The sequence below is a fragment of the Frankia sp. AvcI1 genome, from assembly GCF_001420875.1.
In the GTDB taxonomy this organism is placed as follows: Bacteria; Actinomycetota; Actinomycetes; order Frankiales; family Frankiaceae; genus Frankia; species Frankia alni.
This window is the reverse complement of the sequence record NZ_LJFZ01000030.1, coordinates 49,451-69,846: the sequence shown is the minus strand read 5'-3', so window position 1 is coordinate 69,846 and position 20,396 is coordinate 49,451. Positions and strand designations below refer to the sequence as shown.

The 20,396-nt window shown below is 71.5% G+C and carries 15 protein-coding genes and 10 pseudogenes; 15 read left to right on the top strand and 10 right to left on the bottom strand.

Going from position 1 to position 20,396, the window contains the following annotated elements; genetic code table 11:
• Positions 1 to 342 precede the first annotated feature (342 nt).
• From UK94_RS76495 to UK94_RS25100, 5 genes and pseudogenes are all read left to right on the top strand, one after another.
• Positions 343 to 398: pseudogene (locus UK94_RS76495) on the top strand (hypothetical protein); the annotation flags it as partial.
• A gap of 1 nt (position 399) precedes the next feature.
• Positions 400 to 727 (top strand): annotated as a pseudogene (locus UK94_RS64845) (peptidase M13); the annotation flags it as partial.
• Between the two features lies 1 nt (position 728).
• A pseudogene (locus tag UK94_RS64840) lies at positions 729 to 1,091 on the top strand (M13 family metallopeptidase N-terminal domain-containing protein); the annotation flags it as partial.
• A 1-nt stretch (position 1,092) separates the two neighbouring features.
• Positions 1,093 to 2,268, top strand: a 1,176-nt coding sequence (locus tag UK94_RS64835) for a M13-type metalloendopeptidase (protein ID WP_313949591.1), incomplete at its 5' end; no start/stop codon positions are given.
• Between the two features lie 567 nt (positions 2,269 to 2,835).
• Positions 2,836 to 3,705, top strand: a complete 870-nt coding sequence (locus tag UK94_RS25100) for a glycosyltransferase (RefSeq protein ID WP_011605238.1) — start codon at positions 2,836 to 2,838, stop codon at positions 3,703 to 3,705.
• Between the two features lie 46 nt (positions 3,706 to 3,751).
• On the opposite strand, the gene UK94_RS25095 is transcribed toward UK94_RS25100, so the two are convergent.
• Complete coding sequence (locus UK94_RS25095) at positions 3,752 to 4,642, bottom strand: LysR family transcriptional regulator (protein WP_011605239.1); 891 nt, start codon at positions 4,640 to 4,642, stop codon at positions 3,752 to 3,754.
• A gap of 1,107 nt (positions 4,643 to 5,749) precedes the next feature.
• On the opposite strand from UK94_RS25095, the pseudogene UK94_RS64830 reads away from it, so the two are divergent.
• From UK94_RS64830 to UK94_RS64810, 5 genes and pseudogenes are all read left to right on the top strand, one after another.
• Positions 5,750 to 6,681, top strand: a pseudogene (locus UK94_RS64830) (phosphotransferase family protein); the annotation flags it as partial.
• Between the two features lies 1 nt (position 6,682).
• Positions 6,683 to 7,216, top strand: a pseudogene (locus UK94_RS64825) (phosphotransferase family protein); the annotation flags it as partial.
• 539 nt (positions 7,217 to 7,755) lie between these two features.
• On the top strand, positions 7,756 to 8,502 hold the full coding sequence (locus UK94_RS64820) for a cytochrome P450 (protein ID WP_313949592.1): 747 nt from the start codon (positions 7,756 to 7,758) through the stop codon (positions 8,500 to 8,502).
• A 41-nt stretch (positions 8,503 to 8,543) separates the two neighbouring features.
• A pseudogene (locus UK94_RS25075) lies at positions 8,544 to 9,650 on the top strand (aldehyde dehydrogenase family protein); the annotation flags it as partial.
• Positions 9,651 to 9,679: 29 nt separating this feature from the next.
• Positions 9,680 to 10,016, top strand: a 337-nt coding sequence (locus UK94_RS64810; protein ID WP_235489729.1) for an aldehyde dehydrogenase family protein, incomplete at its 5' end; no start/stop codon positions are given.
• A 1,178-nt stretch (positions 10,017 to 11,194) separates the two neighbouring features.
• Here UK94_RS64810 and UK94_RS25065 read toward each other — a convergent pair.
• The 7 genes and pseudogenes from UK94_RS25065 to UK94_RS25045 all read right to left on the bottom strand — a co-directional run bounded on the left by UK94_RS25065 (position 11,195) and on the right by UK94_RS25045 (position 14,780).
• Positions 11,195 to 11,716, bottom strand: coding sequence for a hypothetical protein (locus UK94_RS25065; protein WP_011605246.1), 522 nt, complete (start codon positions 11,714 to 11,716; stop codon positions 11,195 to 11,197).
• A 111-nt stretch (positions 11,717 to 11,827) separates the two neighbouring features.
• A pseudogene (locus tag UK94_RS25060) lies at positions 11,828 to 12,450 on the bottom strand (metallophosphoesterase); the annotation flags it as partial.
• A gap of 1 nt (position 12,451) precedes the next feature.
• Positions 12,452 to 12,627, bottom strand: a pseudogene (locus UK94_RS74995) (metallophosphoesterase); the annotation flags it as partial.
• Between the two features lie 92 nt (positions 12,628 to 12,719).
• Positions 12,720 to 13,037 (bottom strand): plastocyanin/azurin family copper-binding protein, encoded by a 318-nt coding sequence (locus tag UK94_RS64805; protein WP_050997403.1) that lies wholly within the window; start codon positions 13,035 to 13,037, stop codon positions 12,720 to 12,722.
• A gap of 415 nt (positions 13,038 to 13,452) precedes the next feature.
• Positions 13,453 to 13,823 (bottom strand): annotated as a pseudogene (locus UK94_RS64800) (TIGR03086 family protein); the annotation flags it as partial.
• Between the two features lies 1 nt (position 13,824).
• The coding region (locus UK94_RS64795) for a maleylpyruvate isomerase N-terminal domain-containing protein (RefSeq protein ID WP_235489727.1) at positions 13,825 to 14,025 on the bottom strand (201 nt) is incomplete at its 3' end.
• Between the two features lie 209 nt (positions 14,026 to 14,234).
• On the bottom strand, positions 14,235 to 14,780 hold the full coding sequence (locus UK94_RS25045; RefSeq protein WP_011605252.1) for a DUF1360 domain-containing protein: 546 nt from the start codon (positions 14,778 to 14,780) through the stop codon (positions 14,235 to 14,237).
• A 135-nt stretch (positions 14,781 to 14,915) separates the two neighbouring features.
• On the opposite strand from UK94_RS25045, the gene UK94_RS25040 reads away from it, so the two are divergent.
• On the top strand, positions 14,916 to 15,386 hold the full coding sequence (locus UK94_RS25040; RefSeq protein ID WP_011605253.1) for a pyridoxamine 5'-phosphate oxidase family protein: 471 nt from the start codon (positions 14,916 to 14,918) through the stop codon (positions 15,384 to 15,386).
• Between the two features lie 820 nt (positions 15,387 to 16,206).
• Here the strand turns inward: UK94_RS25040 and UK94_RS64790 are convergent.
• A partial coding sequence (locus UK94_RS64790) for a DUF2637 domain-containing protein (protein ID WP_235489725.1) occupies positions 16,207 to 16,749 on the bottom strand: 543 nt, incomplete at its 3' end.
• A gap of 552 nt (positions 16,750 to 17,301) precedes the next feature.
• Between UK94_RS64790 and UK94_RS25030 the strand changes: the two genes are divergently transcribed.
• The 4 genes and pseudogenes from UK94_RS25030 to UK94_RS25020 all read left to right on the top strand — a co-directional run bounded on the left by UK94_RS25030 (position 17,302) and on the right by UK94_RS25020 (position 19,119).
• Positions 17,302 to 17,517, top strand: coding sequence for a hypothetical protein (locus UK94_RS25030; RefSeq protein WP_011605255.1), 216 nt, complete (start codon positions 17,302 to 17,304; stop codon positions 17,515 to 17,517).
• A gap of 114 nt (positions 17,518 to 17,631) precedes the next feature.
• Positions 17,632 to 17,789, top strand: a pseudogene (locus tag UK94_RS64785) (DUF72 domain-containing protein); the annotation flags it as partial.
• Position 17,790: 1 nt separating this feature from the next.
• The coding region (locus tag UK94_RS25025) for a DUF72 domain-containing protein (RefSeq protein ID WP_235489723.1) at positions 17,791 to 18,309 on the top strand (519 nt) is incomplete at its 5' end.
• A gap of 114 nt (positions 18,310 to 18,423) precedes the next feature.
• Positions 18,424 to 19,119: an enoyl-CoA hydratase/isomerase family protein gene (locus UK94_RS25020; RefSeq protein ID WP_268761612.1), complete on the top strand. Its 696-nt coding sequence runs from the start codon at positions 18,424 to 18,426 to the stop codon at positions 19,117 to 19,119.
• Positions 19,120 to 19,644: 525 nt separating this feature from the next.
• On the opposite strand, the gene UK94_RS64780 is transcribed toward UK94_RS25020, so the two are convergent.
• Positions 19,645 to 19,940: helix-turn-helix transcriptional regulator (locus tag UK94_RS64780; RefSeq protein ID WP_268761611.1), on the bottom strand; the 296-nt coding region annotated here is incomplete at its 3' end.
• Positions 19,941 to 20,396: the final 456 nt, after the last annotated feature.

The following is a 20,396-nucleotide window of genomic DNA, read 5'->3' as shown; positions in this document are numbered from 1 at the left end:
GCCCGGTATCGACAACGCTCACGTCACTGTCATCGGACCGTCCCCCGGTGCCTGGCGGACGCGATACCGGCAGGTCCGTCGACCGGCATTCCCGAGGTACGTTTTCCTCGGCGGGCCGGCGATCGTCCGGCCTGCGCCCGACGCCGGGACGAGCCGGCCGGGCGGGCACCTCGACCCGCTACCTGATCGTGCCTGGCCGCCGCGCGGAGCCCCTGCCCCCGCGCGCGGGCGAGCCGTCGCCCGGTGACCGTGGCGGCGGGTTCCCGGCGAGGTCCTTCCCTGAACACCCGATCGGTTGGAGACTTTCGTTCCGTGAGCATCCTCGACGACGCCCGCGAGGGCATGGACCTCGACGTCCGACCGCAGGACGACCTCTTCGGCCACGTGAACGGCCGGTGNCTCGCCGAGACGGAGATTCCGTCCGACCGTTCCAGCTGGGGCCCGTTCGTGCAGCTCGCCGATGCCGCCGAGCAGCAGGTCCGAGACATCATCACCGACCTCGCCGCGCAGGACCCGGCCACCCAGGGCGAGGACGCCCGGAAGATCTCCGACCTCTACAACTCCTTCCTGGACACCGACGCGATCACGGCGCTCGGCCTGGACCCGGTGCGGGCGCGGCTGGACGCCGCGCGTGCCCTGGGCAACGTCCGCGAGCTCGCCGCGTTCCTCGGCGAGCTCGAGCGTGAGGGTGGCCCCGGGCTGTTCGGCTCCTACGTCGACACCGACGNCCGCAACTCCGACCGCTACCTGTTCCACCTCAGCCAGGGCGGCCTCGGCCTGCCGGACGAGTCGTACTACCGCGACGACCGGTTCGCCGAGACGCGCGAGAAGTACGTCGCCCACCTGACCCGCCTGCTCGGGCTGGGCGAACATCCCGACCCCGCCGGCGCCGCTCAGCAGATCCTCGACCTGGAGACCCTGCTCGCGAAGGGCCACTGGGAGCGGGCCGAGACCCGCGACGTCCAGAAGACCTACAACCTGACCACGGCCGAGGAGCTGGCGGCGCTCTGCCCGGCGTTCGCCTGGGACGCCTACGTCACCGGTCTCGGCGGCCAACTCACCGGCCCGCACGCGACGGTGGCGCAGGCGTGNGTACGCCAGCCGTCGTTCTTCGCGCACCTGTCGACCGTGCTGACCGAGACGCCGATCGAGGTGTGGCGCGACTGGGTGGTCAGCCGCGTGCTGCGGTCGGCCGCGGCCTACCTGCCCGACGAGTTCGTCGAGACGCATTTCGACTTCTACGGCCGCACGCTCAGCGGCACGCCCGAACTGCGGGCCCGGTGGAAGCGCGCGGTGGGGTTCGTCCAGGGCGCGATCGGTGAGGCCGTCGGCCGGGAGTACGTCGCCCGCCATTTCCCGCCGCGCGCCAAGGCGCAGATGGACGATCTCGTCGCGAACCTGCTCGCGGCCTACCGCGCGTCGATCTCCCGGCTGGACTGGATGACCGAGGAGACCAAGCTCCGGGCGTACGAGAAGCTCGAGACGTTCCGGCCGAAGATCGGCTACCCCGACCGGTTCCGGGACTACTCGCAGCTGCGGGTCCGCCGTGACGACCTGATGGGCAACGCCCGCGCCGCCGCCGCGTTCGAGACCGACCGGCAACTGGCCAAGATAGGTTCACCGGTCGACCGCGACGAGTGGTTCATGCTCCCGCAGACCGTCAACGCCTACTACAACCCCGGCACCAACGAGATCTGCTTCCCGGCCGGCATTCTGCAAAGGCCGTTCTTCAGCCCCGACGCCCACCCGGCCGAGAACTACGGGGGCATCGGCGCGGTCATCGGCCACGAGGTCGGGCACGGCTTCGACGACCAGGGCGCGCAGTACGACGGCGCCGGCAACCTCAACGACTGGTGGACGCCCGCCGACAAGGCCGCCTTCGAGGTGAAGTCGAAGACGCTGGTGGAGCAGTACAACGCGTTCGAGTCGCGCAACCTGCCGGGCGAGAAGGTCAACGGCGCGCTCACGGTCGGCGAGAACATCGGCGATCTCGGCGGCCTGACCATCGCGCACCAGGCCTACGTCATCTCCCAGGGGGGCGAGGCGTCGCGCGACGACCGGCGCCGGCTGTTCATGAACTGGGCCTACGTGTGGCGCACCAAGCGGCGGCTCGAGCTCGAGCGGCAGTTCCTCACCACCGACCCGCACAGCCCGCCGGAGCTGCGGGCCAACATCGTGCGCAACCTCGACGAGTTCCACGAGGTCTTCGACACCGCCCCCGGCGACGGTCTCTGGCTGGATCCGACCGACCGGGTCCGCATCTGGTAGAGAATGGCGCCTTCCACAGGTTCACAAGAGGCGCCTAACATTTCAATTCCGATTTCGGTTTGGCGCTGTCCGGACCGGCCGGGGTACCGTCCACCCGCACCTTCACCGCGTTCGGGGAATGACCAGAAGGGATCACACGGTGACCCAGCAGGAGCAGCAGGAGCAGCGCCAGCAGGTGGAGCAGCAGTTGCGCCGGAACTGGCAGCAGCTTCGCTACCGCATTCTCGACCAGTTCAATCAGGNCAGCTCGGCNGANCTCGATGCCGCGACCGGCATCGACGACCTCGTCGCGCGGATTGCGGACAGGACGCACCACAGTGAGCAGTACGTCGAGAACCGGCTGNGGCAGCTGACGGGCGTGGGCGGCGGCCAGCAGGGCCAGTCGTTCGGTGCCCGGCAGTAGCCCAGGCCCGGCAGTAACCAGGCGCCGGCCACCGTTCGCTACTCGGCGCGCGTTCCCGGAACGTCGCGTCGAGCAGCGAACGGATCGGTGGNCGGGCGGCCTCCGCCGTGCCCGGCCCGCGGGTGCACCGCGCGTGTCGGCGGCGCTGGTGTAGCACTGAGGTCGTGCAGCCTCTTCGGGTCGTCATCGTTCACCGCGACCAGCCGACGCGGCTCGTCGACACGATCGACGCGTTCCGCGCCCAGGACGTCCCCGTCACGATCACGATCGTCGACAACGGCTCGGTGGTCCCGCCGCCGGTCGAGGCCGCCGACGTCGCGGTCGTGCTGGCCGGCGGCAACCTGGGGTTCGGCCCGGCGGCCAACATCGGCTACCGGGCGTTCCTCGCCGACCAGGACGCCGGCGAGTGGGTGGTGCTCGCGCCCCACGACGCGCTGCCCGCGCCCACCTGCCTCAGTCGCATGCTGAGCGTCCTGGCGGAGCAGCCGCGGGCGGGGCTGGCTTGTGCCGACGTCGGCGACGGGGCGACGCCGGTTCTCGACCCGTACTTCGGCGGGATCCTCGCGCCCGCGCGCGTCGCCGAGGGCTGGGAGCCGGCCGGCCACCCGCACGGCACGTTGATGTTCGCCCGGCGCGCCTGCCTCGACGAGGTCGGGATCTTCGACGAGCGCTACTTCGCGTACTGCGAGGAGGCGGACCTCGCGCTGCGGGCGCGGTCCGCCGGTTGGGAGTCCGGACTCGTGCGCGGCGCGATGGTCACCAACCCGCACATCAGCTCGACCTCCGCGGCCATCGACTACCTGCAGCTTCGCAACACCCTGCTGCTCGTGCGGGAGCACTCCGGCCGCTACCACGCGTTCATTCGACTCTGCATCGCGCTGTGGCACCTCGCCTCGGGTGTCGTCGTACCGGCCCGGCGCGGCCCCTACTGGGACCTCGAAGGACGCCTGCGGGCGCTGCTCGACTTCCTCCACGGCCGGTTCGGCCCGCCGCCCGCGCACCTGCTCGTCAGGCGCCCCCCACGCAGGGGATGACGCACCTGCTCGCGCCCGGGCCCCCGCGCCGACCGTGGCCCGCGACCTACCGATCGCCGGCCGGTGCACCCGCGAGGGCCAGCTTCTTCGCGGTCTCGACGACGTTGCGGACGGCGGGGCTGTCCTCGCCCGTCCGCCAGATCAGGAGCTGATCCAGGCGGCCCCACGCGGCGGGGTCCGCGAGCGGGACCGCGACGACGGCCCGGTGCCGGTAGCGCGGCACCGCCCGCGAGGCGGTCAGCGCGAGGCCCTCACCGGTCTCGATGCGGGTGGCGAGTTCGTCGCGGCCGTGGATCGGCGGGCAGCGGACGGTGATGGTGATGCCGGCGGCCTGCCAGAGGGCGGCGGGATCCGGGCCGGTCAGCAGGAAGGTCTCGCCGTCGAGGTCGTCGAGGTCGATCGCGGATCGGCGCGCGAGGCGATGGCCGGAGCAGACGAAGACCGTGTCGAGCAGGAGGACGTCGAAGCGGTAGGAGTCGAGCCCCACGGGCAGCTCCCCCCAGCACATGCCCAGGGCCGCCCGCCCGCCGAGAACGGACGCCGCGATCTTCTGGTTCGGCTTCTCCCGGTACTCGAGCCTGAGGTCGGGGTGGCGGGACCGCAGCGACCGTACGAGCGACGAGACGACGTCGAAGTGGTTGTTGGCGTGGAGAAGACCGACGGTGCCGGCGGTGCCGTTCGCCGTGTCGGCGGCGACGGCCCGGAAGTTCTCGATGCTGGCGAGGACGAGGCGCGCCTGGTCGAGCAGGGGCCCCGCCTCCGGGGTGAGGGCGACGCGGCGGCTGGTGCGCGCGAACAACCGGATGCCGACGCCGGCCTCGAAGTCCTGCAGGCGCTTGCTGACACCGGAGGTGCTCAGGCCCAGCCGGGCGGCGGTCCGGCCGAAGTGCAGCTCGTCGGCGAGGGTGGCAAACACCTCTAAGTGCTCGATGTCCACGCGGAGGATCGTCCTCGGACGGGAAACGGTGCGTCAACCGGACGGCTCTTGATCCGCGGCCGGGCCCGGCGGAAGCTCACGGGACGGCCGACGCACGTGATTCCGGCGACATCGGTCGATCAGCTGCCCAGAAGACGGCCCCGCAACGAGGGGAGCTGCTATGGACGATGACCCTGACCGCTTCACCCCCGCCGACGACGGCCTGCACACCGCGTCGGAGGACTACTACGAGACCGAGACGTTCTGGTTCTCGTTCTTCGTGCCGGACCGGGCGCTCGGAGCCTGGCTCTACGCGTCGGTCAAGCACAACGCCGGCGGAACGGCGGGCGGCTGCTGGATCTGGGACGCCACCGGCAGCGCGCCGTGGGACATTCCCTTCTACGAGCAGTTCGCGCACCTCAAGGCGCCAAGCCAGCCGTCGCCGGGCCGCCTGACGTTTCCGACCGGGATGACGGTCCAGGTGCGCGAGCCCGCCACGTCCTACCACCTCGGCTACGACGACCGCCGCCGCTGCCGGGTCGACCTGCGCTTCGACGCGCTGGAACCGCCGGTGCCGCTGCGCCGGGGGGCGCCGCCGTATCCGAAGGCCTCGCACTACGACCAGACCGGGCACGTCACCGGCCATCTGCTGCTCGACGGTGAGCGGGTCGAGATCGACTGTCACGCCATGCGGGACCGCTCCTGGGGGCCCCGGGCCGAGCGCGGCTACCGGCGGGTCGGCTACACCTGGGCAGCCTCCCCCGGGCTGAGCCTGCTCACCTACACCTCGCCGCAGGCGCATCAGGGCGGCACGGTCCCGGAGCGCGTGCACTCCGGCTACGTCCGCCGCGACGGCACGCTCGCCCGGATCGTCGAGGGGCGGCGCGCCGTGCACCGCGATCCGGCGCACGGCTGGATCACCGGCGTCGACCTCGAGGTCGTCGACGAGCACGGCCGCGCCACCGTCGGCCGGGCCGAGGGCACGAGCCGGATGATCCTTCCCGGCGGGACCNCGGTCTGCATCAACACCGCGCTGCGGTGGACGGTCGACGGCCGCACCCTGCACGGCGAGGACCAGGACGTCTGGCCGATCGACGAGTGGCGGCTGCACCGCCGCGGGAGCGTCGCATGGGCGGCCTGACCCTGCCGGCCGCCATCCTGGAGTGGATCGAGAAGGCGGTCGGGCATCCCGTTCTGCGCGCGACGCGGATACCGGGCGGCGGCACCCGCCAGGGCTGGTTCATCGACCTCGACACCGGCAGGATCGGCGACACCGGCAGGATCGGTGACACCGGCAGGATCGGCGACACCGGCGACACCGGCGGGAAGCTGTTCCTGCGGTACAGCCCGCAGCCGCTGCCCGCCCGCAGCGCCTTCCACCGGCTGGCCACCGAGGCCGAGGTGCTGCGGGCCCTGGGCAGCGCCGGCATCGCGGTTCCCGCCGTGTACGCGGTCCATCCGGTGGACGAGGCGGTCCTGCTCGAACGGGTGCCGGGCGATACCTGGTTCGCCCGCATCCGTGATCCCGACGAGCAGGTCCGGGTGGCACAGGACTTCATCAGAAGCCTGGCCAGGATCCATCGCCTCGACCCCGCCCGCCTGGACGTGCCCGCGCTCGGGCCGGTGCGGTCGGCCCGGGAGCATGCCCTGGAGCGCATCGCGCAGATCCGCCGGCGCGCCACCGCTCCGGACGGGTCGATCGACCCCCTGGTCCGCCTGTCGGCGGACTGGCTGGAAGCCCACGTGCCCGACTACGACGGCCCCGTCGTGCTGGTCCAGGGTGACACCGGGCCGGGGAACTTCCTGTACCGGGACGGCCGGGTCACGGCCGTCCTGGACTGGGAACTGTGCCATGTCGGGGATCCGATGGACGACATCGCCTGGCTGTCCCTGCGGACCGTGCAGGACACCTTCACCCACCTGCCCGACCGCCTCGCCGAATACGAGAAGCTCTCCGGCCACGCGATCGACGTCGACCGCATCCTGTATTACCGGGTTTTCGCGGAGACCACGATGGCGACACTCGCTCCCGACGACGGCCCCCATACCCCGGCGAGGGANGGCACCCCGGCAGCGGACGACGACCAGTCGGCTGCCGAGAAGGACGCCGGAAACCTCATGCTCTATCTCCAGCTCCACCGCCGGCTGTGGCTGGAGGCGTTGAACGCCGTCATGGGTCTCGGACTCACCAGTCCGGTCATGCCGGAGCCGACGGAACCACGCGACTGGCAGCCCCTGTACGCCGACGTGCTGGCGATGCTGCAGACGATCACACCACGGGTCGACGACCCGCTGGCCTCCCAGTGGCTGAAGGGAACAGCACGGATCGTCCGGCACCTGCGGGAGCTGGACGCCTGCGGCCGGGAACGCGACGAGCTGGAGCGCTCCGACCTCGCCCTGCTTCTCGGACATCCGCCGGCGTCGCTGCCGGCGGGGCGGGACGCGCTCGCCGCGGCGCACGCCGCCCGGCGGGTCAGCGACGAGGATGTCACGCGCTACCTGTGGAACCGGGTGATGCGGGACGACCACGTGATGCGCCACGCGTCCGGTGCCCTGCACCGTCGCACCTGGCCGCCGCTGACCGACGCGTCCTGAGCACGCCCCTCGACCACCACGGAGTGATCATGACCGACGCCGACGCCGACACCAGTACCGGTACCGAGACCAGTACCGCGACCGAGGGCGGACCCGACGCCCACGCCTGCCCGGTCGTGGACTACGTCACCGGACCGCCACCCGCCCCGGCGTTGTCCCTGTTCCAGCGCATGGACGACCACCAGGCCGCCGNCCGCCCGGCCGTCCGGACCGGCGAGGCGGGCGGGTACTGGATCTTCACGGACCATGACGTGATCCTCGAAGGGCTCCAGCAGCCCGACCTCTGGTCGAGCTCGGTGATCGTCCCCACGGAGTCGGATCCGCCCTACCGATGGATCCCGATCATGCTCGACCCGCCGGAACACACGAAATGGCGCCACCTGCTCGGCTCGTACTTCTCGCCCGGCCGGACGAAGGCGATGAGGGCCGGCCAGNACCGGCTCGCCGTCGAGCTCGTCGAGGGCCTGCGCGACCAGGGCGGGTGCGACTTCGTGCGCGACTTCGCGCAGGTGTTCCCCAGCACGATCTTTCTGGAGATCATGGGGATGCCGAGGGAACAGCTCGGCGAGTTCCTGCGGTGGGAGCACATGATCCTGCACCAGAACAACGACAGCGATCCCGACGGCTCGGTGCGGCTCGCGGGCATGCAGGCCGTCCAGACCTATTTCGCCGGCCTCGTCGCGCAGCGGCGGGCGAACCCCGATCCCCACGCCCAGGACGTCGTCAGCGCCGCGATCTCCTGGGAGATCGACGGGGAGCCGGTCAGCGACGCGGACGTGCTCAACTGCCTGCTGCTGCTGTTCATGGCCGGCCTCGACACCGTCGCCGGCCAGTCTTCCTACGCCCTGCTGCACCTGGCCACGCACCCGGCCGACCGGGCCCGGATCGTCGCCGAGCCCGCGCTGATCCCCCACGCCGTGGAGGAGCTGCTGCGGGCCTATCCGATCGTGCAGACGGCCCGCAAGGCCACCCGGGACGCGCAGTTCCACGGCTGCCCGATCAGGAAGGGCGACATGGCGGCGTTCCCGCTCTCCGCGGCCGGCCGGGACGAGCAGGCCTATCCCGACGCCCGGCGGGTCGATCTCGATCGCCCGACGACCCGTCATCTCTCCTTCGGTGGCGGCCCCCACCGCTGCCTCGGTTCCCACCTTGCCCGCCAGGAACTCGCCGTGCTTTTACAGGATTGGCACCGGCTCATTCCCGACTACGAGCTGGCCGAGCTTCCCCTCGAACACGGCGGCGGGGTGTGGGGCCTGGAGTCCCTGCCCCTGCGGTGGGCCGTCTGACGCCGCCCGCAGGCGGCACCGATCTTTCGAAAGGGGCAGTGATGGCCACCGATCTCTCCTACCGGCTCTACATCGACGGGACGTGGTCCGACGGTGCGAGTGCGACGCAGCTGGAGGTGCTGAACCCGGCGACCGAGGAGGTCATCGGGCGGGTGCCACAGGCGACCCGCGCCGACGTGGCCCGGGCCGTCGAGGCGGCCCGGCGGGCCTTCGACGACGGGCCCTGGCCGCGGCTGACACCGGCGGAACGCGCCCGGGTCCTGCTGCGCATGGCGTCGGTCATGGAACGCCGGCTGGCCGAGATCGTCGAGCTGAACATCGTCGAGGCGGGGTCGGTCCGCTGGCTCGCCGAATCCGTCCAGGTGGGCATCCCGATCGCGCACCTGCGCGACATGGCCGAGCGGGTGATGCCGTCGTTCGCCTGGGAGAAGCCGCTGCTGCCGTTCGTCGGCGCCGGCATCGGCCAGGGCGTGCTGCGCCGCGAGCCCTTCGGCGTCGTCGGGCTCATCTCCGCCTACAACTTCCCCTTCTTCCTCAGCATGATGAAGCTCGCGCCCGCCCTCGCCGCCGGGTGCACCGTCGTGCTGAAGCCCGCGCCCACGACGCCGCTGGAGTCCTTCCTCATCGCCGAGATTGCCGAGGAGGCCGGGCTTCCTCCCGGCGTGCTCAACGTCGTCACCGGCGACGTCGAGGCTGGTCAGGAGCTGACCACCAACCCGATGGTCGACCTCGTCAGCTTCACCGGCTCGGACGGCGTCGGCCGGCTGGTCTACAGCCAGGCCGCGCCGACCCTGAAGAAGGTGGTGCTGGAGCTCGGCGGCAAGTCGGCGAACGTCATCTGCGACGACGCCGACCTCGACCTCGCGCTCGCCGACGTGCTGGCCGGCATCACCCTGCACGCCGGGCAGGGCTGCTCCCTGCTCACCCGCACCCTCGTGCACCGGTCCCGGCACGACGAACTCGTCGAGAAGGTCAGCGCCGCGCTGGCCCAGGTCAGGGTCGGCAACCCCGCCGACGCCGACACCGCCATGGGCCCGCTCATCAGCGAGGCGCAGCGGGCCAAGGTGGAGGAACTGATCCGCACCGGGGAGAAGGAGGGCGCCCGGATCGCCTTCGGCGGTGGTCGCCCGGCCGGGCTCGACCGGGGGNACTTCGTCGAGCCGACGCTGTTCACCGNGGTCGACAACGCCATGACCATCGCGCGCACGGAGTTCTTCGGCCCCGTCGGGGTGATCATCCCGTTCGACGACGACGCCCACGCCGTCCGGATCGCCAACGACAGCCCCTACGGGCTCGCCGCCGCCGCCTGGGCGAAGGATCCGATCCGCGCCTACGACCTCGCCAAGCAGCTCCGCGCCGGGTACGTCACGATCAACGGTGGCGGCGGTGGCCTCAGCCCGCACGCCGCCTTCGGCGGCTACAAGCAGAGCGGACTGGGCCGCGAATGGGGCGAACACGGGCTCGACGAGTTCCTCCAGACGAAGTCGGTCGTCTGGGGCGTGGGGCGCGGCTGAGAGGAAGAGCATCATGGCTGCCGCCGGACCGCCGGTACCGCCGGCGTTGGTCGACCCCAGCGGAGCGTGGTTCTTCAACTGGGTCATTCCGCTCCTCGGCGGACTGATCATCGCCCTGGCCGTCGCCGACACCATCCGGCGGCGACGGCTGACGTGGGGTTTCCTGTTCCTGACGAACAGCATGCTGGTCTACTGGATGGAGACCGTCGGCGACTGGGGTCAGCAGCTCGTCTACAGCCCCGCCTTCGCCCAGCATCATCTGCTCGACTGGCTGCCGGTCAAGACGCCACACGATCCGTTGTTCATGCCCTTCGCCNACGCCTGCTACTGGACGGTGCATGCCTTCGTCGTGCTGCNCATCGGCCAGTTCCTCGTGNGGCGTTTCGGGTGGAGCCTGCTGCGGGCCATCGCCGTACTCGCGATACCGGTGAACTACACGTGGGACTTCCTCGTCGAAAGCCTCGCCGCCGCGATGGGATGGTGGGTCTACGACCCGGGGTTCGGTCCCCACATCGAGTTCGGCAACGGCGGAAGGTTCACCGTGCTGTGGACGATCGGGCTGATGTCGTTATGGCCGAACCTGATCGCGTACTGGGCCGGCAAACCGCCCGTCCACACGCTCAACTACTTCGAACGCTTCTTCGGGCTGGAACGCTTCACCACCCCACGACGTGGCGAACCCGAAACGCCGCCCGCCGACCTCGGCACACCGTGGACGGCGGGCGGCCCGGGGGACGCTGCCGTGCTTGTCCGGCCACCCCGGCAGCTCGCCGCTCGGCGGCGGCTCGACCGCCGGCAGGAACACGACGCCCGGCTCGACTTCGACGTCACCCTACCGAGGTGGAAGTTCGAACTCGCCCGCTTCGGCGCCTGGTTCGTGGTCTTCCAGGTCACCTTCTTCGTCATGCTCGTCCTGCCGCTGGTCGCGATGCGCGCGCTCACCGGCCACGACAGCGTCTACGTTCCCTAGCCGTCAACGTTCCCCAGCCTTCAACGTCCCCCAGCCTTCAACGTCCCCCAGCCGCGGAGGAATNCATGAACACGGGCACGCCCGACGACGATCCGCGCGGGCTCCGGGCGAGAATGCTGCCACCCGCGGACGGCGCGGCCCTGCGACGAGAGTCCGTGCTGGTCTTCGCCTGGTGCATGGGCCTGACGGCGNCGCTGTTCGTCCTGGTCTACCTGCTGACCTGAGCGGGGCCGGAACGTCGACTCACCGCGGCCACGGCGGCCGGGGCGGCCACGGCGGCGAGGACCACCAGCACCCCGATCTCGACGGCCACGCTGATCGCGGCGTCCGGGGAGGGCGTGAAGCCGCGTTCCTCGAACCCGGCGACGCCGGTCGTCCGGGACAGCACGAAGCCGACCAGCGCGCCCCCGGACAGGCCCGCGGCCAGGATCGACAGCAGGACCGACCCGGGCAGCGCCACGCTGACCACGAGCAGGAACGCGACGGCGAACGAACCCGCGGCCTGGACGAGGAACGCCGGGCCGATGGTGTGGATGTGGCGGTACCCGTGGTCGGCGTACAGGTCGTAGTGGATGTAGCCGCTCCAGGCCAGCAGCGTGGCCACGACGACCTTCGCCGCCGCCCGGGCGATCCGCGCCTGCCCGGCCGAGGCCCAGCCCGGCGCGCCGGGCCCGCGCGGCGCCGCGAGCGTCTCCGTCTCCGGCTGCGTCTGCGCCCCCGTCTCGCTCATGCGAGAACACTGTCCTTGATCGCCAGGGCGGTCCGGCCCTGGACGTGGCTGACCTCGCGGATGCCGAGCGCGGCCTGGAGCCGGCCGGCGGGCAGGGTCTGCGGCGTCGGNGCCGGACCGACCCCGGGCCGGGGCAGGGGGTAGGCGGTCGTCGTGGCGCTGTGGAAGGTCACCGTGCCCTCGGTCTTCGTGAACAGCTGGTGGACGTGGCCGTTGAGGCAGGTCACCGAGGAGAACCGCCGCAGGTGGCTCAGGGCCTGCGCGGCGTCGTCCGTGCCCCAGCCCCACGCCGGATACATGGCGAACAGCGGGATGTGGGAGAAGACGATGATCGGCGTGTCGCTGGACAGGCCGGCGACGTCGGTGCGCACGAAGTCGAGCTGGGCCGGGCCGAGGTGGCCGAGCCGCTCCAGGCTCAGGGTGTTGACCAGCGCGATGACGTGGACGCCCTTGAGGTCGAAGCTGTACCAGCCGTCCCCGGCGGAGCCGGCGCCGAAGGTCGCGAGGTAGCCCCGGCCGTGGTCGCCGACCGCGTCGTGCTCCCCGGGCACGGTGTGCACACTGCCGGCGCGCACGCCCCCGAGCATCTGCTTGACCTGGTCGAACTGGGCGGCGGTGGACAGGTGGGTGAGATCGCCGGTGTGCATGACGAAGTCCGGCCGGTACGGCAGCGCGTTGACCTGGTCGATCGCCCGGGAGAACGACCCGGTGACGTCGGGGTTCGCCGTTCCGGTNAAGCCCAGATGACTGTCGCTGAGCTGGACGAACCGCAGCGTGGCGGTGTCGTCGGCCGCCGCGGCGCTCGGCGTCGTCCCACCGACGACCGAGCTGATCACCTCGCCGCCGACGACGCTAAGCGCCACCGCCGCCCCGAACCACGCGCCGTGGCGGGCCAGCTGCCGTCGGCTCATGCCACCCGGTCGGTCCGCCTCGCCGGGCCGGGCATCGCCGGGCCGCGCATCGCCGGGCCGGGCATCGCCGGGGCCACGCTCGTCGCCGGCGCTCACGGGGTCACCACCACGGTGCCGACCATGAAGGGGTGGATGGTGCACAGGTAGGCGTACTGGCCCGCCTTGGTGAACGTGTACTGGTAGGTCGCCCCCTGGTCGAGGGTCGGTGAGTCCGGGCCCGGCCCGCTTTTCGCGGTCACCGTGTGCGGCTCGGAATCCTGGTTCGTCCAGGTGACCGTCGTGCCGACCTTCACCGTGACGGTCGCCGGCGAGAAGGCGAAGTTCTGAATGGCCACCCTGGCCGTCGACACCGGCTTTCCGTCCGCCGCCGCACCACCGCCACCCGCCGCGCCCGCCGAAGCCGACGCCATCCCCGGCATCCCCGCCATGCCCGGCATCGGGGTCGGCGTCGTGCCACCGTTCGCCCCGGCCCCGGAGGCCCCGGCCCCTGAGGTCGCCGTTGCGCTCGGAGCGTATGCAGGCGCCGCGGCCTGCGAGGTCCCGTCCGACCCGCCGCCGCAGGCCGCAAGACCGGGAATGGCCACCGCCAGAACGGCGACCGCGAACAGCCGCCGAGGTCGGCGTATCGCGAAAGAAGACCACATCGGATAACTGCCTTTCCGGCCCGTCATCCGGGCCAGTGCCAGGGGCCCACCCTGTTCGGCTCGTGGACCGCAACCGTCGTCGCGGTTGTCAATAGCCGGGGTGGTTACACGGCCCGGGCGATCACCCGGTGGCAGTCGGTCGTCGGGGGGCGTGGCGCGCGGCTGACCCCGCCGCAACGGTTCAGGAGGCGGTGCGCCAGCGCGGATCCCGGCCGAGCAGCGCGGCGAGATTGTCGACCGGGTCGAGAGCCGGATCCTCGGGCAGTGGCGGCCGATACACACCACCTGGACCGTTGAGTCCGCTGCCCGGCCCGGTGATCCTGCGGGCGATGGGCAGCGCGACACGAGTGAGCTCGTCCGGCGCGGCATACGGGCGGCCCAGCGCCCGGGCGAGGTCCCAGCGGTGTACCAGCATGTCGACGAAGTGCACCGCGGTGACCTCGTGCGTGGGAACCTCGCGGCCGACCTTCGGGACGGCGATCTGCGGGCCGGCCTGCTCGAGTGTCGCGACCCAGCGGGCCGCGATCAGCGCGAAATCGTCGCGCGGGTCCTNATCCCCGGCCGCGTCGGCCGACAGCGCGCCGCGCGCCAACGCTGAGACCCGTTCGTGCTCGGAGTTCATGTGCCGCACCAGGTCCAGCACCGTCCAGCCGGCGCACGGCGTCGGGTTGGCCAGCGCGGCGTCCGGAATCGTCACGACCTCCCGGCCGACGAGAACGAGGGCGGCGGCGTCGAGCCGCAGCAGGTCAGGCACCGTGTACCTCCGAGTCGAGAATCCCTGCGCCGACCAGCGCTGTGACTTTTCGTGATCGACCGGATTCCCACGGAAGCCTAACGGTGGATCCAATGCCCATAGTTGTGACGAAAGCGGCGTGGCCGCTCCCCCCGGTTCCCAGCCGAGGGCTCGGACGCCCGGCTGGGACGGGACGGGGAGCGCCGGGCCCCGTCCCGGCCGGCTGCCGACTATTCGGCCGCCTGCTCCAGGCGGGCATAGGCGAGCTGGAGGGCGTCGGAACCGGCCACGGCGGTGAACACCGAGGCGGCCAGCCGGGTGAACCGGGGGGCGACCACCAGCCCGAACACGAAGCCGGTGGCCACCCACTGCGCGGTGCAGAACGGGCAGGTGAGCAGCTCGCCAACGCTGTGCCGGACCTCGCTTGACGGGCGCGCGTCCTCGGCCAGCTCGGCCGGACCCGACTGGCCCCGGAACCGAGTGAACGGCGCCCGCAGGGGGCTCGTCACCGGATCCTTGGTCAGCACCCGGCTGAGCTTGTGCGTCGCGACGGTGACCAACGCGAGGTCGGCCGCGCTCACCCGCTGCGGCGGCGTCGCCCCGACGAGCCGGGCGACCCCGACCATCGAGGCACACAGGCCGCCGTAGGTTCCCAGTGTGGCCAGGTAGCCGCCCAGCGGGCGCGGCTCGCCGCCGGAGTACTCCGCTTCCTCCCGCCGCGCGACCCCGGCGACCCGATCGGCGACCTGGCGGGCGGTCGTTTCCCATGCTGTCATCACTATTCCGGCCGTACCCCGACCGAGGGCCCCAAACCGAGCGACGCCGTGAAGGGCGCGAGCCTGTGCCCCGGACGCGCTCCTGTGCCCCCGGGGTGGGATGGCCGATCGGCCTTGGCCGGTATGCTGCGCCGCGTGCCAGCATGGAAGGCGATCGAGCAGGCGGAACCGGAGTTCGCCGAGCGGGTGCGCCGGCTGTTCGACGCCGGTCGCCACAAGACCATCGCCACTCTGCGCGCCGATCGCTCGCCGCGCATCTCGGGCATCGAGTGCGCGTTCGCCGACGGCGAGCTCCGCTTCGGTTCGATGGCCGGCGCCCGCAAGGGCGCGGACCTGCGCCGGGATCCCCGCTTCGCGCTGCACGGCCCGACCTTCCATCCCGAGGAGGGCAGGGAGGGCGACTGGCCGGGTGAGGCGAAGATCGCCGGGCGGGCCGTTCCCGCCGGTCCGGTGACGACGGCCGAGACGAGTGAGCCTCCCGACGGGGAGATGTTCGTCGCCGACATCACCGAGGTCGTCCTCACCCACCTCAACGCCGAGGCGACCAGGCTCGTCATCGAGTCCTGGACGCCGGAGCAAGGACTGCGCAGGGTCGAGCGGGAGTAGCCGCGTCCCCGCTCGCCATCAGCGGACGGCGTGTGCGAGCACCTCGTTGGCCGGCGCCGCTCTNGGTTCCACGAAGATGCTTCAGCCCGCCTGGCCCTTATGCACCTTATGCAGCTCTAGATGATCTTGGTGTTCCGCGGAACCGCGGCGCGCGCCCGGTGGAACACGTTTCTCTCCGCCGCCCCGGACCGTGAGCGATCATCGACGAGCAGCGGTCCTGCTGTCGCGTCCACTTCGCCGTCGAGTCGCAGCCCTCGGGCCTTCGCCGGCGACGGCCGGGTGCGGGGCGGGTCGGCTACTGGCTGGAGGTCGGGACGAGGGTGCGCTCGGAAGCCATGCCGCGGCGCCGTCCACGGACGGAGGGCCGGCGCGCGGGCCGGGTGGGCGGGCCGGTGTTGACGTCGGCGTACGGGGTGTTCCTCCGGACCTGGTAGACCCAGCTCCTGCTGACCGTGATGCCCTGCGCAGCGAGTACCGCGACCGTCTCGGTGACAGACCCGCCGGTCTGGTCGAGGGTGCGCGCGATCGCCTCACGTTTCGCGGCCGGGTCCGCCGCACCGTCTCCCCCGGCGGCCGCGTCCACCCCCGCGTCCAGCACAGCGGGCGGGTCGACCACCGCGTCCACCACCATCGCCACGTCCAGCACAGCGGGCGGGTCGGCCCCGGCGTCCAGCCCCGCGGCCATGTGCGCCGTCCCCGCGGCAGGCTCCCCCGCACGGGCCATCCCGGTGACCCGGTCCGCCCCGCCCTCCGGCCCGGCGGGCGGGGGCGCCACAGCCGGACGGTCGGTGCCCGCCCCGTCGACGGCGGTGGCAACGGNGATCGTGGGCGCGGCGATGGTGGCGGTGGCGATGGTGGTGGCGGTGGTGACGGAGGCCGTCGGGCCTCGTTGCGGGGGGATGGAGAGGGTTGTCGTGACCGGATCGCCGGCGGCCCGGCGTCCGGCCGGATGGATCTGACGCATGAGCAGCTCGTAGGACCCGAGCAGGGCCAGCGGCGGCCACCCGGCGATGATCCGGGCGGTGAACGTCGGTTCGGCGTGCAGGACGTTCGCGACCAGCGAGGCGCAGGCCCCGAGCGCCAGCAGGAGGTACGCCAGCCAGGACCGGTCCCGCCCGGCGCGCCGGTCCGCCAGCATCGCCATCGACGCGGCCACGATCAGCCCGTCCACGCTGAACGGCAGCACCGCCGCCGTCATCGCGTCCTCCCCGTGCGCGATCGCGACCCCGCGCATGTGCCGGTAGGAGACGAAGGCCGCCACCACCGCCACCGTCGCCACCGCCACCACCGTGGTGATCCGAATCGCCCGTTCCGCCCGGACACCGGAGGATCGACCCTCGCTCACCGGCTGATCACCGTCCACACCGATCTCCTCGCCTGCTCCGGAATGCCCCGTCAGAGGACATTTTGCGCCGAAGCCGAGAGCGTGGTCCGAACACCCCGAACGATACGGAATGTCGGTATTCACCCCGGTGCCATCCGTGATAGNCGGGTCCGCCTGCGCATTTCCCAGGTCACCACGGGCGACCGTGTNCCCTGACCGTTCGAATCGGATCTGTTGCAGGCGGTCGATCCCTCAACCGGACCGACCTCGGGGGAGCTCCGCCGGTCCGGCCGCCTACCGCGCTTCCCGGGGGGCGTCGTCGCCCGTCTTCTTGTAGTACCTGCCCAGGTGGTTCCTGGCCCGGGTGATGTCGGCCGCCNCGCAGATATGCCTCGACGGCCGGGTTAGCGGNCCGATGCCGGGTATGGCGTCGCCGACCGGAGGCCCACGCAGCGACAGAACGGCCCACGAGACAGTACGACCCGCGGAAAGAGGCGGAAAGAGAACGACCCACCGAAAAGAGAACGACCCACGGAGCGGTTCCGACCTGCACATGTACGAGGGGCGCACGAACACCGCCACCCCGACCGGTTGCGGCTGGCCGAGAAGATCGGCGCGATCGCGGTCGACGACGCGTTGGGCGACCCGGTCGAGCAGGTCCTCGACCTGACCGGCGGTGAAGGCGCGGACAAGGGGTGCGAATGCGTCGGCTGGCAGGCCCATGACCCCCACGGCCACGCCTACCGCCACTTCGACGACCGCGAGGACGGCTGGACCAAGGTCGTTCTCCATCCGACGCATGGCTGACCCGCCGCGATCGCGGTCGCGCGCGGGGCACGGCGCCCATCGACCTGAGGAGGCTGAGCGTCGATCGCGATCCACATCGGTACCTCGGGATGGAGTTACGGCCACTGGGACGGCGTGCTCTACCCGCCGGGGACGCCGCCCGGTCGCCGCCTTGCGCTCTACGTGGCCGAGTACGACACGGTCGAGTTGAACGCCAGTTTCTACCGCTGGCCGGCCGACGCGACGTTCGCCGGTTGGCGCCGCCAGCTGCCGCCGGGCTTCGTGATGTCGGTNAAGGCGTCCCGCGGCCTGACCCACGCCAAGCGGCTCTACGCACCGGAGGCGTGGACGAGTCGGATCGCGGGCGCCTGGCAGGAGCTGGCCGACCGGCGAGCGGCCGTGCTGGTGCAGCTCGACGGACGCCAGAGCCGCGACGACGCCCGGTTGGAGTACTTCCTGGCCGGGGTGCCGCCGTGGATGCGGGTGGCGGTCGAGTTCCGCCATCCGAGCTGGCACGACGAGGCGGTCTACCGGATCCTCGAACGGTACGGCGCGGCCTACTGCGTCATGAGCGGCGCCGGCCTGCCGTGTGTCCTGCGGGCCACCGCGCCGTTCGTGTACGTGCGCCTGCACGGCCCCGACCCCACGACCCTCTACGCCGGTTCCTACGACGACGACGCGCTGCGCTGGTGGGCCGCCCGCATCGACGAATGGGCGCGCGCCGGCCTGGACGTCTACGCCTACTTCAACAACGACGGCCACGGCTACGCCGTCGAGGACTCCCGCCGCCTGCGCCGCCTGTGCGGCGTGTGAGCGGTGCTCGACCAGGCACGGTCTGCGCGGAGATGCCCGGACGAGAAGACTGGACGGATGATGACCACCGAGNCGTCGCGGCATCCGGCGCAGGGCCCCTGGACCACCCTGGACGTGCGCGTCGGTGCGCCGGTCGCCTGGGTCCGGTTCCACCGCCCGGACGCGCACAACACCGTCACCACGACCATGATGATCGAGATGCACGCCGTGCTCACGGAGCTCGCCCGGGACGACACGCTGTCCGTCGTCGTCCTCACCGGCGCCGGCCGGGTGTTCTGCCCGGGGGCGGATCTGACGGCGGTGCTCGCCGACCGCGACCGCGGCCCCGACCTCCCGCCGGTGGCGGCCTACCAGTCGGCGACCCTGCTGCACGAGATGCCGCAGCTCACCATCGCCGCGGTCAACGGCGGGTGCGCCGGTGCCGGGTTCGCCTGGGCGGCGGCGTGCGATCTGCGGGTCGCCGCCGCCCGCGCCCGTTTCTCCGTCGCGTTTCCCCAGCTCGGCCTCACCAGCGAGCTCGGCCTGCCGTGGACGTTGTCCCGCGCGCTCGGTGGGGCCGCGGCCCGTGACCTCTGCTTCCTACCGGCAAAACTGACCGCGGACGATGCCCGGCGGATCGGGCTGGTGGCCCGGGTGTTTCCCGACGACCGGTTCGAGGCGTTGGTGGCCGCGATGGTCACCGAGCTGGGATCGCGCCCGCTGAGTTCCGTGCGCGGAACGAAGGCCAATCTCCTGTTGGCCGAACGCAGCGGCCTGGCGGAGTTCGTCGACGCCGAAGCTCGGCGCCACCAGAGTTTCTTCACCGGGTGAGACCCCGACCGGCCGGCGGCACCGCCGACCAGGCGGGCAAAGGGCGGGACTCAGGCGACCCTCGGATACTGCTTCTTGAGCCGCTCGATGAGGGCGAGCGAGGTCTGCTCGTCCCGGGCCACGGCACCCCACCCCTCGATGAACATGCCGTCGTAGCTCANCCCGACCCACCGCCCGGTGAGACGGTCGCCGTGCGGATTCAACGACAGGAACAGCGAGCCCTTCGAGCGAACCGGACCCTCCGAACTGACGTACCAACCCATGATNATCTCTTCGTCGAAGATCTGTAGTTCACCCCACCAGAGGTAGCCACCCTCCTCGGTGGAAAGGCCGCGGGTGACCGCCTCGATGTGGATCTTCGTGCCGGCCTGCTCCAGAGCCGCCTCCTGCGAGGAATGAATCTCCTCGCCGTCCCGGAACGTCTGCCACGCCGTCCACCAGCGCCCGGACAGGTTGACGCCGCCACCGGCCCGACGACCCACGCCGCCCGGGGACGGCACGGTTGCGGGCGGTTGCGGACTCGCNGCGGGACCGACGGCGGCGGCACTTCCCCCCACCATGAGCTGTCGACGATCCGTGGTGTCCACCTCCTCCAGTGCTCGTGGCCAGGTGATGCCCTCCTGGCTCCCCTTGTCCTCCAACCAGGCGTGCCGCCGCAGCTCGACCAGCCGACCGCCGGCGTTCAGCTCGGCGTCGATCGCGCTGACGAGCGACTGGGACGGCACCCCGAGCAGGCCGCGCTCGGCCTTGGACAGGTAGCTGGGCTGATAGCGGACCCGGCTGGCGAGCTGGGCCTGGCTCAGCCCGGCCGCCTTCCTCAGCCCGACGATGCTCGCCAGGAGGGTGNCAAGGCACGGTTGCATGTCCATCACATCGTCTACCCGGAGTCCTCGGTTCTGGTTCGTCGCCGGACTTTTCCACCTGGTCTGCTTGTTGTCACACCCCTCAGCGGGCGCGGGCTGCCAGGCCGGACCGGCTCGTCGACTGATTGTCGACCGATTGTCGGCTGATCGTCGCACGCAACCAGGTCTCCCCCGCACCACGGGTGGCCCACTGCCGTCAGGCCGCCGGAGCGGCCTTTCCTTACCCAGTATGACGGCTCTCACACCCTCGCCAAGCGGGCCGCCATCCGCGAGCGTCGTAGGTGCACCCAGGCGGGTGACAGCCGTAACCGGCACTCCCAAGGACGAGGAGGGGAGCATGGCGAGAACGTACCGGCTTGCCGAGGCCGNCAAGGTGGCATTTCATTTCTTCGGCGAGGGCAAATTAGTTCACCT